Origin of the sequence: Primorskyibacter flagellatus, from assembly GCF_048268605.1 — a bacterium.
Classification (GTDB): Bacteria; Pseudomonadota; Alphaproteobacteria; order Rhodobacterales; family Rhodobacteraceae; genus Primorskyibacter; species Primorskyibacter flagellatus.
The window spans coordinates 1-13,185 of record NZ_JBLWVF010000035.1; the positions used below are offsets into that span (position 1 = coordinate 1).

13 protein-coding genes and 1 tRNA gene are annotated in these 13,185 nt (G+C 60.5%); 11 read left to right on the forward strand and 3 right to left on the reverse strand.

Annotated elements, in window-relative coordinates:
• The 10 genes from ACN0WV_RS18790 to selD all read left to right on the forward strand — a co-directional run.
• Positions 1-2,036 (forward strand): helix-hairpin-helix domain-containing protein (locus ACN0WV_RS18790; RefSeq protein WP_417607790.1); only part of this gene is annotated, 2,036 nt, incomplete at its 5' end.
• A gap of 398 nt (positions 2,037-2,434) precedes the next feature.
• Positions 2,435-3,739, forward strand: coding sequence for a histidinol dehydrogenase (hisD, locus tag ACN0WV_RS18795; protein ID WP_417607792.1), 1,305 nt, complete (start codon positions 2,435-2,437; stop codon positions 3,737-3,739).
• Between the two features lie 215 nt (positions 3,740-3,954).
• A complete protein-coding gene (locus ACN0WV_RS18800) occupies positions 3,955-4,434 on the forward strand; it encodes a UPF0262 family protein (protein WP_084354494.1) in 480 nt (159 codons plus the stop codon).
• 6 nt (positions 4,435-4,440) lie between these two features.
• On the forward strand, positions 4,441-4,893 hold the full coding sequence (locus tag ACN0WV_RS18805; protein ID WP_084354497.1) for an arsenate-mycothiol transferase ArsC: 453 nt from the start codon (positions 4,441-4,443) through the stop codon (positions 4,891-4,893).
• 61 nt (positions 4,894-4,954) lie between these two features.
• Positions 4,955-5,839 carry a carbon-nitrogen hydrolase family protein gene (locus ACN0WV_RS18810; RefSeq protein WP_417607795.1) on the forward strand — a complete coding sequence of 295 codons (885 nt, stop codon included), beginning with the start codon at positions 4,955-4,957 and terminating at the stop codon, positions 5,837-5,839.
• Between the two features lie 83 nt (positions 5,840-5,922).
• Complete coding sequence (infA, locus tag ACN0WV_RS18815; protein WP_005978431.1) at positions 5,923-6,141, forward strand: translation initiation factor IF-1; 219 nt, start codon at positions 5,923-5,925, stop codon at positions 6,139-6,141.
• 11 nt (positions 6,142-6,152) lie between these two features.
• Positions 6,153-6,731: a Maf family protein gene (locus ACN0WV_RS18820; protein ID WP_417607797.1), complete on the forward strand. Its 579-nt coding sequence runs from the start codon at positions 6,153-6,155 to the stop codon at positions 6,729-6,731.
• Positions 6,728-7,744, forward strand: coding sequence for a ribonuclease E/G (locus tag ACN0WV_RS18825; protein ID WP_417607799.1), 1,017 nt, complete (start codon positions 6,728-6,730; stop codon positions 7,742-7,744). The genes ACN0WV_RS18820 and ACN0WV_RS18825 overlap by 4 nt, the downstream gene beginning before the upstream one ends.
• Positions 7,744-7,938, forward strand: coding sequence for a DNA gyrase inhibitor YacG (locus ACN0WV_RS18830; RefSeq protein WP_084354509.1), 195 nt, complete (start codon positions 7,744-7,746; stop codon positions 7,936-7,938). The genes ACN0WV_RS18825 and ACN0WV_RS18830 overlap by 1 nt, the downstream gene beginning before the upstream one ends.
• Positions 7,939-8,019: 81 nt before the next feature.
• A complete protein-coding gene (selD, locus tag ACN0WV_RS18835) occupies positions 8,020-10,167 on the forward strand; it encodes a selenide, water dikinase SelD (protein ID WP_417607800.1) in 2,148 nt (715 codons plus the stop codon).
• On the opposite strand, the gene mnmH is transcribed toward selD, so the two are convergent.
• Positions 10,164-11,249 carry a tRNA 2-selenouridine(34) synthase MnmH gene (gene mnmH, locus ACN0WV_RS18840; RefSeq protein ID WP_417607801.1) on the reverse strand — a complete coding sequence of 362 codons (1,086 nt, stop codon included), beginning with the start codon at positions 11,247-11,249 and terminating at the stop codon, positions 10,164-10,166. The genes selD and mnmH overlap by 4 nt on opposite strands.
• Positions 11,250-11,442: 193 nt before the next feature.
• On the opposite strand from mnmH, the gene ACN0WV_RS18845 reads away from it, so the two are divergent.
• Positions 11,443-11,517, forward strand: a tRNA-Phe gene (locus tag ACN0WV_RS18845).
• 31 nt (positions 11,518-11,548) lie between these two features.
• On the opposite strand, the gene ACN0WV_RS18850 is transcribed toward ACN0WV_RS18845, so the two are convergent.
• On the reverse strand, positions 11,549-12,661 hold the full coding sequence (locus ACN0WV_RS18850) for a tyrosine-type recombinase/integrase (protein WP_417607802.1): 1,113 nt from the start codon (positions 12,659-12,661) through the stop codon (positions 11,549-11,551).
• Positions 12,661-12,891: a hypothetical protein gene (locus ACN0WV_RS18855; protein ID WP_417607803.1), complete on the reverse strand. Its 231-nt coding sequence runs from the start codon at positions 12,889-12,891 to the stop codon at positions 12,661-12,663. The genes ACN0WV_RS18850 and ACN0WV_RS18855 overlap by 1 nt, the downstream gene beginning before the upstream one ends.
• Positions 12,892-13,185: the final 294 nt, after the last annotated feature.

The following is a 13,185-nucleotide window of genomic DNA, read 5'->3' on the forward strand; positions in this document are numbered from 1 at the left end:
AGGGGATCTATGAGAAATCCGCCCCCCCCCGCGCCGGGCTATGCGCCACGGTGATCCATTTTCGCACCCGCGCCGCGATCCGCGAGGTTGGCAAGGTTATGGGCCTGTCCCAAGATCTGACTGCGCGGCTGTCGGGCGATATCTGGGGCATGACCAACGCGGGTGTCGATATGGATCGGGTCAGAGAGCTTGGCCTCGACCCGACGAACCTGCGTCTGGCGCAGACGCTCAAACTCATTGGTGAGGTCATCGGCTTTCCGCGTCATCTGAGCCAGCATGTCGGTGGGTTTGTCATCACGCGCGGGCGCCTTGATGAGCTGTGCCCCATCGAGAATGCCGCGATGGAGGACCGCACGGTGATCGAATGGGACAAGGATGACATTGATACGCTTGGCATCCTGAAGATCGATGTGCTCTCGCTCGGGATGCTCACCTGCCTGCGCAAAAGCTTTGACCTTCTGGCTGATCACGAAGGCAGGCATCTGGCCCTCGACACCGTGCCACAGGAGGACCCGGCCACCTATGAAATGCTGCAACGGGCCGATGCGGTTGGCGTCTTTCAGGTCGAAAGCCGGGCGCAGATGAACTTTCTGCCACGGATGAAACCCGCGAACTTCTACGATCTGGTGATTGAGGTGGCCATTGTGCGCCCCGGCCCGATCCAAGGCGGCATGGTCAAACCCTATATCCGCAGGCGACAGGGTTTGGAAGCACCCGAACCCTTTGGCCCCGCGCTCGAAGAGGTGACGCACAAGACGCTCGGCGTGCCGCTGTTCCAGGAACAAGCCATGCAAATCGCCGTGGTGGGGGCGGGCTACACGGCGGAAGAAGCCGATAAACTCCGCCGTTCTCTGGCCTCGTTCCGGCGTATGGGCACCATTGGCGAGCATCGCGACCGCTTTGTGCAGGGCATGTTGAAAAACGGCTACCCACAAGACGTGGCCGAGGCCTGTTTCGCACAGATTGAGGGCTTTGCCGATTACGGTTTTCCCGAAAGCCACGCCGCCGCTTTTGCCATGCTGACCTATGTTTCCTCCTGGCTCAAATGCCATCATCCGGCAGTGTTTGCTTGCGCGCTGCTGAATTCCCAACCGATGGGGTTTTACGCGCCAGCCCAGATCGTGCGCGATGTCCGGGATCACGGCGTGGAGGTGCGGCCGGTCTGCGTCAATCACTCGGACTGGGACAATCTCCTGGAGCGTCGCGCCGATGGAGCGCTGGCGCTGCGCCTTGGCTTTCGTCAGATCAAAGGTTTTCGCGAGGAAGATGCGGGCTGGATCGGGGCCGCGCGAGGCAACGGCTATCAGGACCCCGAAAGCGTCTGGCTACGGGCCGGTGTCGCACCATCCGTGCTCGAGCGGCTGGCCGAAGCGGATGCGTTCATCGGCATGGGGTTGATGCGGCGCGATGCGCTGTGGCAGGTCCGCGCGATCCGAGCGGCTGCGCCGCTGCCGCTCTTCTCCGGCCCGCTGGATGGGGAAGGCATTCGCGAGCCGGTGATGCATCTGCCCAATATGCATCTGGGCGAAGAAGTCGTGGAGGATTACATCTCAATGCGCCTCACGCTGCGCGCCCATCCGATGGAATTGTTGCGCCCGGCAATCCCCGGCCTGACACCACATGACCGTTTGCCCGATGCGCCACTGATACGCACCTCTGTTTGCGGTCTGGTCATTACACGTCAACGCCCCGGCACGGCCTCTGGCGTGATTTTCCTGACGCTGGAGGATGAAACCGGCGTCTCCAATGTGGTTGTTTGGCCAAAGGTCTATAAGCGCTTTCGACGCATCGTTATGGGTGGCCGGCTGTTGCGTGTCACCGGACGGCTGGAGCGTGAAGGTATCGTCGTGCATCTCATCGCCGATCATATCGAGGACCTTTCCCACAGGCTCTCCGATCTCGGCCACCCGCTCGATGATGCGGTGGGCGTCACCCAGCCACAAGCCGACGACGCCCCCAGAACACGCCAGAAACCCGCCGCCCGCCACCCGCGGGAACAGGCCAAACGCCTGTTCCCGAGCCGGGATTTTCATTGAGAGGCGGCGGCGAATATACGATCAGTCCTGCGCCGTGCGGCATCCCATCCCCAGATATGTTGATCGTACTACATGGGCGGCTTTGGGCCGTTGGCCGATATTGGAACGAAGGCCGCGAAAGCAAACCCGGTCCCGCATTGCGGTTCTGGGGATGTCGAAAATGCCGCATCCGGCGTCGAGTGTCAGCTGTTGTGAAACTGCATCGCGACGAATGATTGTGAGGTGACTGGCTGCTCAGGGCTGGCCTGACCTCTCCACCACGCCCCGCAGTCCGCGCGCGCGGACATAGAGTTGCGGCACCGTGCAGCGTACGAATGCGCTCCAAGACTCATGTAGCAGTGCTTGAGACCGCAGGCGCTCGGGTCTATGTCTGCACGCAACATTGCGTAGGAGCACCCATGCCCGTTTTTCTCGACACCACCCAGCCGGATTTCGAGGCCCAGTTTGCGGCAGTTCTATCAGCCAAGCGCGAGGATAGCCCGGATGTGGATGACATTGTCGCGGGAATCATTGCCGATGTCCGGGCCCGCGGCGATGCGGCTGTGCTGGAATTGACGGCGAAATTCGACCGGTTGGATTTGGCAACCGATGGTTTGGCCTTCACACCTGCCGAGATCGAGGCGGAATGCGCAAAAGTTTCGCCTGAGGATCGCGCGGCGCTGGAAACCGCAGCCCAAAGGATCCGTGCGTATCATGTGCGCCAGATGCCCGAGGATGCGCAGTGGACGGACCCTGACGGCGCGACGCTTGGGTGGCGCTGGACGCCGGTATCGGCGGCGGGCCTGTATGTGCCGGGCGGGCTGGCAAGCTATCCGTCCTCTGTCTTGATGAATGCCATTCCCGCGAAGGTGGCAGGGGTGCAGCGGCTGGCAATCACGGTGCCGACGCCGGACGGGGTGATCAATCCGCTGGTGCTGCTTGCGGCGCGGATCGCCGGTGTGGATGAGATCTACCGGATCGGCGGGGCCCAGGCGATTGCGGCGCTGGCATATGGGACGGAGACAATTGCGCCGGTGGACAAGATCACCGGACCAGGAAATGCCTTTGTCGCGGCAGCAAAGCGGCGGGTGTTCGGCAAGGTGGGCATCGACATGATCGCTGGTCCGTCCGAGATCCTCGTGATCGCCGATGCGGAGAATGATCCGGACTGGATCGCGCTTGATTTGATGAGCCAGGCCGAACATGATGAAAGCGCGCAATCGCTGCTGATCACTGACGATGCGGCTTTCGGTCAACGCGTGGCGCAGGCTGTCGAGGCGCGTCTGCAAACGCTGGAACGCCGAGACATTGCTGGTGCCAGTTGGCGTGACTATGGTGCCGTGATTGTGGTGCGCGATCTGGACGAGGCGGCGGCGCTGTCGGATCGAATCGCGCCGGAACATCTTGAACTATGTGTGGCGGACCCCGAAGCGCTTGCCGAGAAAACCAACCATGCAGGCGCGATCTTCCTGGGGCAGTGGACACCCGAGGCCATCGGCGATTATGTCGGTGGTCCGAACCATGTGCTGCCGACGGCGCGCTCTGCGCGGTTTTCTTCGGGCCTGTCGGTGATGGATTTCATCAAGCGGACGACAATTGCAAAGATGACACCGACGGCGCTGCGGGTGATCGGACCGGCGGCGGAACGGCTGGCGCGATCGGAATCGCTTGAAGCACATGGGTTGTCGGTGACGGCAAGGCTGAACAAGCTGAACGAAAAGTAGCGCGAAACAGGTTAACCGACGGCGCGGTCTTGTTCCTCGTTGCCTGCGGATTCTATTGGCAGGGTGTCCGTTTCGCCTTGCCAGAGGTTCATCCGAATACGACTTCGGTAGATTTCACCCTTTATAACGACACATTTTCTTGGCGAACTACGACAGCATTGTGCTGCATTGCAGCACAAGCTAGTATTGCGCGGATAACCTGAGGAACCGCGCCCATGTCCCGCATCAGCCATATTGAACTGGACGACGCCAATCTGCCGCCGCCAACCCCTGAGATCGATCAGGAGCGGCGCGTTGCGATGTTTGACTTGCTTGAGGCCAACAGCTTTGTGTTACCCGCGCGCGACGATCGGCTTGTGCCATCCGGACCTTATCATGTGGGGCTTTCGATCCGCGACAAGCGGCTTGTATTCGATGTCGTGACCGAAGAACACGAAAAGGCCGCAGAGTTCCATCTTTCGCTGTCGCCGTTCAGGCAAGTGGTCAAGGACTACTTTCAGATATGCAAAAGCTATTTCGACGCGGTGAAATCCCTGCCGCCCAGTCAGATTGAAACCATTGATATGGCACGCCGGGGTATCCACAACGAAGGTGCCCGCATTCTGGAAGAACGTCTTGACGGCAAGGCAGAGGTTGATGCCGACACCGCCCGCCGCTTGTTCACTTTGATCTGCGTCCTGCATTTCGGGGGTTGACGCCGTATGTCGGCACTCCCTCAATCTGTCCTTTTCTGCTGCGATCACAATGCTGTACGTTCGCCCATGGCTGAGGGCATAATGAAGCATTTTTACGGACACGATGTCTATGTCCAGTCGGTTGGCGTCGTGAATGATCTGGAAATTGACGGGTTTGCTATCGCGACCTGCGCCGAGATCGGGGTAGAGCTTGCGCGCCACCGCTCGCGCAGCTTTGACGAGATGGAGCAGTTGGGGGACACGCTGTCATCCTTCGATCTCGTCGTGGCATTGTCACCGGCGTCACAGCGGCGTGCCCTGGATCTGACCCGATTTTACCATCTGACGGTTGAGTATTGGCCTGTCATGGACCCAACCAGTCTGGGTGAAACCCGCGACACCAAGCTGAGCGCCTATCGTCAGACACGCGATCAAATCATAGACCAATTAACGCGCAAATGGGGGGCCTCACGGAGATGAGTTTTGCCCCTGTCTTTGCCTGTCCGGCGACGGGTGCGGCGCGCTATATTTTGGGGATGCCATGAGGATCGCCACAGCCTCTTATCCGCTCGACGTGCTGGAATGCTGGGATGGCTACGCCGCCAAACTGTCGGGCTGGGTGGCAGAGGCCTCTTCCAACGGCGCTGATCTGTTGGTCTTTCCCGAATATGCCGGGATGGAATTGGCAACTTTGGCGGGTCCGTCCGTGGCGGGCGATCTGGAAGCGTCGTTTCGCGCCGTGTCTGATCTGGTGCCTGAGGCAGATGCGCTGCATGCCGATCTGGCCCGCCGCTATAAGCTGCACATTCTGGCAGGCTCTGCCCCGGTTTTTGACCCATCGCTTGGGCACCGTCCGGTCAACCGGGCGAGGTTCTTTGCGCCGAACGGTGCAATGGGCATCCAAGACAAACAGATCATGACCCGTTACGAACGCGAGGTCGCGGATATCGTACCCGGCGCGCCTTTGCGCCTGTTCGAGACGTCTTTGGGACGAATCGGCATTCTGATTTGCTATGACAGCGAATTTCCTTTGTTGGGCCGGGCGCTTGCCGAGGCCGAATTTATGCTGGTTCCGTCCTGCACCGAAGCTCTTGCCGGTCACTCGAGGGTGCGTATCGGGGCGATGGCGCGGGCGCTGGAATCGCAATGTGTGACGGTCGTTGCGTCCACTGTTGGTACTGCGCCCTGGACGGATCTGATGGATGTAAGTGTTGGAAAAGGCGGTATTTTCTGCCCGCCGGACACGGGTTTCCCGCCGACCGGAGTGATTGCGGAAGGTCAGCTTGACGAAGCGGGCTGGGTCTATGCCGATGTGGACCCGGCGGCCATTGCGCATGTCCGCCGCGACGGTGTGGTGCTGAACCGCGCCCACTGGTCTGAACAGGAGGGCAGGGCAAGCCCTATCACAATTGAACGAATGGGCTGAGATAGCCCTTGAAAATCTGGGGTTTTACGCCCATTTAAGAGCGCGCTTCGCATACTGGCGGAGTCGTTCACTTAGGAGAGAACATGGCCAAGGAAGATACGCTCGAATTCCCCGGTGTCGTGAAGGAACTCCTGCCGAATGCGACGTTTCGGGTCGAGCTTGAAAACGGCCATGAGATCATCGCACATACGGCAGGAAAGATGCGCAAGAACCGCATCCGTGTCCTTGCAGGCGACAAGGTGCAGGTGGAAATGACACCTTACGACCTGACGAAGGGTCGCATCAACTATCGCTTCAAGTAGCCGTACTTGCAGTGAAATTCATTCTCGGATCGGGCAGCCCGCGACGGCTGGAGCTGTTGGCTCAGCTTGGGCTGACGCCAGACGCCGTGCGCCCGCCCGATATCGACGAAACCCCTGTGAAAGCTGAACTGCCGCGCCCCTATTGCGCGCGCATGGCGGTCGAGAAAGTGCGCGCAGTCAAGACGAACCCCGAAGATCTGGTGCTCTGCGCCGATACGACGGTCGCATTGGGGCGGCGTATACTGGGCAAACCCGCCGATGCGGGCGAGGCCGCGCAATTCCTGCTGGCAATGTCGGGCAGGCGGCACCGGGTCATCACGGCTGTTGCCGTCAGGCGCGGTGATCGCGTCTGGGAAAAGGACGTGGTCACGCAGGTGCGGATGAAGGCGATTTCCGATCTGGAATTGAACTTTTACCTTCAAACCGGCGAATGGCGCGGCAAGGCAGGGGGCTACGGCATTCAGGGGCCTGCACAGGCCTTTATTCCATGGATTTCCGGCAGCTTTTCCGCAGTTGTCGGTCTGCCGCTTGCGGAAACCGCAGGTTTGCTTCAGGCGGCCGGCTACCCATTATTCAAGGAAGCGCCATGAAGGGCCGACAGATCATCCTCGATACATTGCGCGACCGCGAGGCGGCGGCACTGCTTGTCGATGGCGTGCTTGACGATCTTCTGGTCGAACCGGATGGCCCGCGCCCCGGCACAATTTACCGTGCGATTGCTGACCGGCCTGTGAAGGGCATGGGGGGCATGTTTCTCAAGACGCCGGACGGGATGGCGTTCCTGCGCAAGAGCACAGGCCTTCGGCCGGGCCAGCCGGTGCTGGTGCAACTGACGGGCTATCCCGAACCCGGCAAAGCGCTGCCCGTCACGCAACGCGTCCTGTTCAAAAGCCGGTATGCGATCGTCACGCCGGATGCGCCGGGAATCAACCTGTCGCGCAGCATCCGCGACGAGGAAGCCCGCGTCGAGATCCTGGCGCTTGCGCATGAGGTGATGGACGGTCCTTACGGGCTGATCCTGCGCTCTGCCTGCGAACATGCCGAACCGGAGGAGATTGGCGAAGACATCGCCTCTGTCCTGGCGTTGGCGACGCAGGTCATGGAGGACCTTGAGGGTAAAACGGAGCTGTTGGTTGAAGGCGACGGGCCGCACAGTCTGGCGTGGCGTGACTGGACCGACCCAGCAGATGTCGAGACCAACCTCGGCGGGTTCGAACGTCTCGACGTGCTGGATCAGATCGACCGGCTGGCAAGCCCCGCTGTGCAGCTGGGCAGCGGCGCTGAAATGTACGTTGAACCCACACGCGCTCTGATCGCGATTGATGTGAACACCGGCGGCGATACGTCACCGGCGGCGGGGCTGAAGGCCAATATGGCGGCAGCACGGCTGCTTCCGCGGGCGTTGCGGCTGCGTGGCCTTGGCGGGCAGGTGGTTCTGGATCTCGCGCCGATGCCCAAGAAGGACCGTCGAGGATTCGAGGCCGCATTGCGCAAGGCATTCAAGGCCGACAGCATCGAGACCGCTTTGGTTGGCTGGACCCCGCTTGGCAATTACGAACTGCAACGTCAGAGAGGCCGCGCGCCGCTGAACTGGACCGTGTGATGAGCTGCCCGATCTGCGAAAAACCCACTGACCCGACCTACCGTCCGTTTTGTTCGAAACGCTGCGCGGATGTGGACCTGGCCAAATGGCTGACCGGGTCCTATGCGATCCCGTCGACCGATCCGGACGATGTGGACGAACTGCTCGACGCGTTGGAAGAGGCGCGCGAAGAGGATGATCCCAAACCGCACTAGGCCGCTATGGCCTTGTCGCGCCTCGATTTGCGCCTTAGGCCTTGCGGAGCTTTGAAAGGTCGGGCGATGCAAGGCAATGCGATGATCCAGACGCGCGATGTCGTCCTTGTGGGCGGTGGCCACGCCCATGCGCTGCTGCTGCGCATGTGGGCGATGAAGCCGCTGGCAGGTGCGCGGCTGACCCTTATCAACCCGGATCCGACCGCTGCCTATTCCGGCATGTTGCCGGGCTTTGTTGCTGGGCATTACGGACGTGACGCGCTGGACATAGACCTTGTGCAGCTTGCGCGTTTCGCCGGGGCGCGGCTGATCCTTGGTGCAGCGAGCGGGCTGGATGCTGAGCGTGGCGAAGTCCATGTACCCGGTCGTCCGCCCATTGGATATGATCTGTGTTCGGTTGATGTCGGCATCACATCCGCCATGCCGGATCTGCCGGGTTTTGCCGAACACGGTATCCCGGCCAAACCGCTGGCGGATTTTGCCGCCCGTTGGGGACAGTTCCGCAACGGAACAGATCCGGCGCGGATCGCCGTGATCGGTGGCGGGATTGCCGGTGTCGAGCTGGTTCTGGCGATGACCCATGCGCTGCGAGAGCTTGGGCGCGACGCCGAGGCGCATCTGATTGATCGCGGTGCGATCCTGAAGGGGATGGCCGCGCAGACGGTTGCCAAGATGCGCGCAGCGCTTGGCGAGTATGGCGTCACTTTGATTGAAGAGGCCGAGGTTGCCAGTGTCGGGCCGGATCATGTGACGCTGACCGACGGTCGCCAGATCATCAGCGATTTTACGACCGGTGCCGCGGGTGCGAAACCTTACGGGTGGCTGTCGCAGACCGGGTTGGACCACACTGACGGGTTCCTCAATGTCTCGGCGGAGTTGCAAACCTCTGACCCTCGGGTGTTCGCGGTGGGCGACTGCGCCGAGATGATCCACGCGCCGCGGCCGAAGGCCGGGGTTTATGCCGTGCGACAGGCTCCGGTATTGCTGGCAAATCTGCGCGCATGCCTGATGGATCAGCCCCTGCGCCGCTACCATCCGCAGAAAGACTACCTGAAGCTGGTGTCGATGGGCGGCAAGCGTGCCTTGGCAGAACGGGCGGGCTTTGCGGTCTCCGGCGGGCTGATGTGGCGCTGGAAAGACCACATCGACCAGAAATTCATGGCCCGGTTTCAGGATTTGCAGCCCATGCCGCCCGCACCCTTGCCGCGCGACCGGGTGGCCGGGTTGGCGGATGCGCTGGGTCCGAAACCGCTCTGCGGTGGCTGTGGATCAAAAGTGGGGCGGGGCGCTTTGCGCGAGGTGCTTGCTGCCTTGCCCGTGCTCTCCCGTGCCGACATTCACGCGCTGCCGGGCGATGATGCGGCACTGTTGCAGATCGGCGGGAAGCAGCAGGTGCTGAGCACGGATCACCTGTCCAGCCTCACGGATGACCCTTACGTCATGGCGCGGATCGCCGCCATTCACGCGCTTGGCGATATCTGGGCGATGGGGGCCGCGCCTCAGGCGGCCACGGTCTCTGTCATCCTGCCGCGCCTGTCCGATGCGCTGACCAAGCGCACCCTGTCGGAAATTATGACCGGCGCATCAGAGGTGCTGCGCGAGGCCGGGGCCGATATCGTCGGCGGGCACAGTTCTGTTGGCGCGGCGTTGACCATCGGCTACAGCATCACCGGTCTGACCGAAGCCCCGGTAACGCTGGGTGGCGGTCGTCCTGGCGACGCGCTGATCCTCACCAAACCCATCGGCAGCGGCACAGTCATGGCCGCCGAGATGCAGTTGCAGGCCAAAGGCGCGTGGGTGGCCGAGGCCGTGCGTTACATGCAGCGGTCACAGGCAGAGGCGTCGCGTCTGCTGGCCCGTGCCCATGCGATGACCGATGTGACCGGATTCGGCCTGGCGGGGCATCTGTTGAATATCTGTCAGGCATCAGGCTGCGCGGCAGAGTTGCAAACCGGCCATGTCCCATTGCTGCCCGGCGCGTTGGAGCTTGCGCGGCAGGGCGTCCGCTCGACGCTTTTCCCTCAGAACGCTGCGATGCATCCCGGTCTGCAAAGCGATCCGCTGACCGATCTGATGCTTGATCCGCAAACAGCGGGCGGTCTGCTTGCCGCGATCCCCGAGGCAGATTGCCCCGGCCTGCTGCGTGATCTGCGTGCCGCCGGGTTCCCGGCTGTCCGAGTAGGGCGGTTGATGCCGGGCGCGCCGGTGGTGATGTTCGTCACAGGTTAAGACAAATTACCGGTCGGTATGTCCTTCATATCCCAGCCCATGACCATTGCTTCAATGCGCGCGGCGGCAGCGTCCAGTGCGGCATCATCCAGCGCATTCATGGCGACCTCCCCCAGCGTTCTCGGGTCGACGCCCTTTCGCGACTTCGCATAGGCCGGATCGTAATGTTGCTCCATCAACGCCTGCGTCAGCGCCAGCCGGTCATTGGCATCTATCATTGCGAACCAACGGTCCACGACCTCGCGCCCACGAAAGCTCTTCAATGGGGCAAGACGTTCGCGCAGCCTGTCAGTGTCGGAAAGAATATCGTCATACGCGTGGTCAAGATAGGCTGCCCGTGCCTTGATCGGTGCTGAAACCTCGATCCAAGGTGCCGCGCGCATCACGGCCCAAAGGCTGGGCGGCACAAGACACTCGCCCACCTTGCTCGATTCGGCCTCGATCACCACAGGGCGCGCAGGGTCCAGCCTGGCAAGCACTTGCGCGATGGCGGTCTCAAACCCTTTTTGACTGGGCTGCGGCGCGTCCATCTCGCCCAGCAACGACCCCCGATGCCTCGCCAAGCCTTCCAGATCAAGCACTTGCACGCCCCGCGCTGACAGCCGATGCAAGAGATCCGTCTTGGCTGTCCCAGTATATCCGCCCAGCAACACTGCCTTGAAGGGCAGGGGGGCAAGATGCAGCATTCGGTTCACTGCACGCCGATAGCTGCGATAGCCCCCCTCGACCGTTTCAGCTTGCCATCCGATCTGCCGCAACATCCACCCGAATGCGCCAGAGCGCTGTCCGCCCCGCCAGCAATAGACCAGTGGCCGCCAATCCCGCTCCCGATCCGCGAGCGGCCCTTCGATATGCCGGGCGGCATTCTGGAAAACCAGTGCAGCACCGATCCGGCGGGCGAGAAAGCGGCTTTCCTGCACATAGATCGTACCGACCCTGGCGCGCTCCGCGTTGTCGAGCACCGGAAGATTGATCGCCCCCGGCACATGATCCTCGGCAAATTCCGCCGGGCTGCGCACGTCAATCACGTCGTCGAACCCGTGGGTGAGAAATTGTGAAAAATCAAGTAAGTCCTGTGTCATGCGCGGCATCATATAGGCATGGCGCTCCGCCGAAAGGGCGAAGTTGACGGTGTCGCACCTCACCATCGCTCTTGCCGTGTGTCGGTCTGAAAAACTTGTTGCCAGAAGTCCCCGATTTTTACCGCTTCCCCTCTGGACACGCCCGAAGCACAGGTCTAGAAGGCCTGCACCCGAACGTCGAGACGTTCCCCATGCCCGGGTAGCTCAGGGGTAGAGCAGTGGATTGAAAATCCTCGTGTCGGTGGTTCGATTCCGCCCCCGGGCACCATTTAACTTCTTGATATGATTGAGTTTACCGCTCATCTTTCATCCTCACTTTGGTCAGGTTTGACGCTTTTCGGCGAAGGTTTGACAATCTTCGCGCGCCTTTCGTTTTCTTTTTCCAGTGTCGCCATGGTTTCACGGTTCTTTTCGGCAAGGTTTGCCGAACGGGAATAGTGCCGTGCCATGGATGGGGTCTTTTGCCCCAGAAGGTCGGCGATGCGGCGTTCATCGAGGCCAGCTTCACGAAGTGTGGTGGCTACCGTGTGGCGCAAACCTTTGAGTGTTAAGCCTGGCGCGATCAGTCCTTCTTCCTCAAGCTTGATCTTGAAGCGGTGCCAAACCGTTGAAAAGCCGTTGTAAGTCCATGCTTCACCGCGTGAACTGGCAAGAACCGTTTCGGCCTCATGATCGGGAAACAAGTCCAACGCCGCCTGCAGAGTGGGGCTGATCGGGATTGCGACCTCTTCGCCAGTCTTGCCGCGCACACCCCAGATCGTATCTTCGTCAATCTGATCTTTGCGCAGCTTGAGCGCGTCTGTTGGATCAAGTCCTGTGTTCATCATAAGAGCAAGGGCCACACGCACATGCGGCTTTGCGCGGGGCAGAACGATATCTCGTTCTTCAATTCTCCATGGCCTGTTGGCATAAGCGCGATCTCGCGGTCGGCGTTTGGGGATCACGTCCTTGGCGTAATTCGCTTCAATCAAGCCCTTGGGGATGTTGTATCGGAAAACTTCGCTCAACAGCGTACGCACCATGTTGGCGCGTCGCCAACCAATCTTCTTTGCGGCTTTGTCGTGAATACCCGAAATTAAAGGGGTGTCGATCACATGGACGGGCGTGCCTTTGATCGGTTCAAGAAAATCAGCGCATTTGCGGTAGTCGCGACGAGTGGCCTCAGCAAGGTTCTGAAAGTGTTCGGTTTCGAAATACGTCTGAACGAGTGCGCCAAGAGTGCCAGCTTTCGGTGCCTTCGCCTTTTGAGCCTCAGCAATGGCACGGATCGTTTCGCACTCAGCAAAAAAATCCGCAGACCCAACTGGCGACTTCTCAATATCGATCTTGTGGCCAGTGGCGCGGTGGTAGCAACGCAACTTTCCATGCCGGTCTTTGAAAATCTTAAAGCCTTTGATGCGTACTTGCGTCATCAGAGACGGCCCAGAATGTCATCCCGCGTTTCAGTCATCGCGCCTGATTTCACACCGTCGATCCATAGGTCGATGTCTTTGCGATCCCAAAGCAACGTGCCCTCCTTCAACTCAACTGGCCGCACCGGGCATGCCGCCTTGAAGTGCTTCACTGGTAGGCCAGTGTAGCTTGCGGCTTCGGACTGTTTCAGCATTCGCTTGTCAATCACGCTGATATTGAGATTGGTCATGGCCATCGTCTGACATCCCCGTCAATTAGCTGTTGTTCTAACGTTTTCGATATCTTTGACTTTGGTCGCGTTCTTCTGGAACCGTTCCCAGCCGCTCATCGTCAGTCGCTTGGTCTTCGACGATATCTCTATGAACTCCAAACGCCCATCGTTCATGAGCGCGCGAATTTGCGCAGGGCTCAGACCAACGATCTCGCTTAGTTGCTTCGGTGAAAGCTGTGAATCGGCATGCAAAATTGACCCACTTGGGTGGGTTATGAGCGCGTAAAATTGACCCACCTGTTTTCGTTAACA

Bases quoted from the DNA above. Each gene is read 5' to 3' on its own strand.
- ACN0WV_RS18850 (WP_417607802.1), bottom strand. From the start codon at position 12,661: ATGACGCAAGTACGCATCAAAGGCTTTAAGATTTTCAAAGACCGGCAT.
- selD (WP_417607800.1), top strand. From the start codon at position 8,020: ATGATCCAGACGCGCGATGTCGTCCTTGTGGGCGGTGGCCACGCCCAT.
- ACN0WV_RS18810 (WP_417607795.1), top strand. From the start codon at position 4,955: ATGAGGATCGCCACAGCCTCTTATCCGCTCGACGTGCTGGAATGCTGG.
- ACN0WV_RS18800 (WP_084354494.1), top strand. From the start codon at position 3,955: ATGTCCCGCATCAGCCATATTGAACTGGACGACGCCAATCTGCCGCCG.
- ACN0WV_RS18830 (WP_084354509.1), top strand. From the start codon at position 7,744: ATGAGCTGCCCGATCTGCGAAAAACCCACTGACCCGACCTACCGTCCG.
- ACN0WV_RS18855 (WP_417607803.1), bottom strand. From the start codon at position 12,891: ATGACCAATCTCAATATCAGCGTGATTGACAAGCGAATGCTGAAACAG.
- ACN0WV_RS18805 (WP_084354497.1), top strand. From the start codon at position 4,441: ATGTCGGCACTCCCTCAATCTGTCCTTTTCTGCTGCGATCACAATGCT.
- ACN0WV_RS18825 (WP_417607799.1), top strand. From the start codon at position 6,728: ATGAAGGGCCGACAGATCATCCTCGATACATTGCGCGACCGCGAGGCG.
- hisD (WP_417607792.1), top strand. From the start codon at position 2,435: ATGCCCGTTTTTCTCGACACCACCCAGCCGGATTTCGAGGCCCAGTTT.
- infA (WP_005978431.1), top strand. From the start codon at position 5,923: ATGGCCAAGGAAGATACGCTCGAATTCCCCGGTGTCGTGAAGGAACTC.
- mnmH (WP_417607801.1), bottom strand. From the start codon at position 11,249: ATGACACAGGACTTACTTGATTTTTCACAATTTCTCACCCACGGGTTC.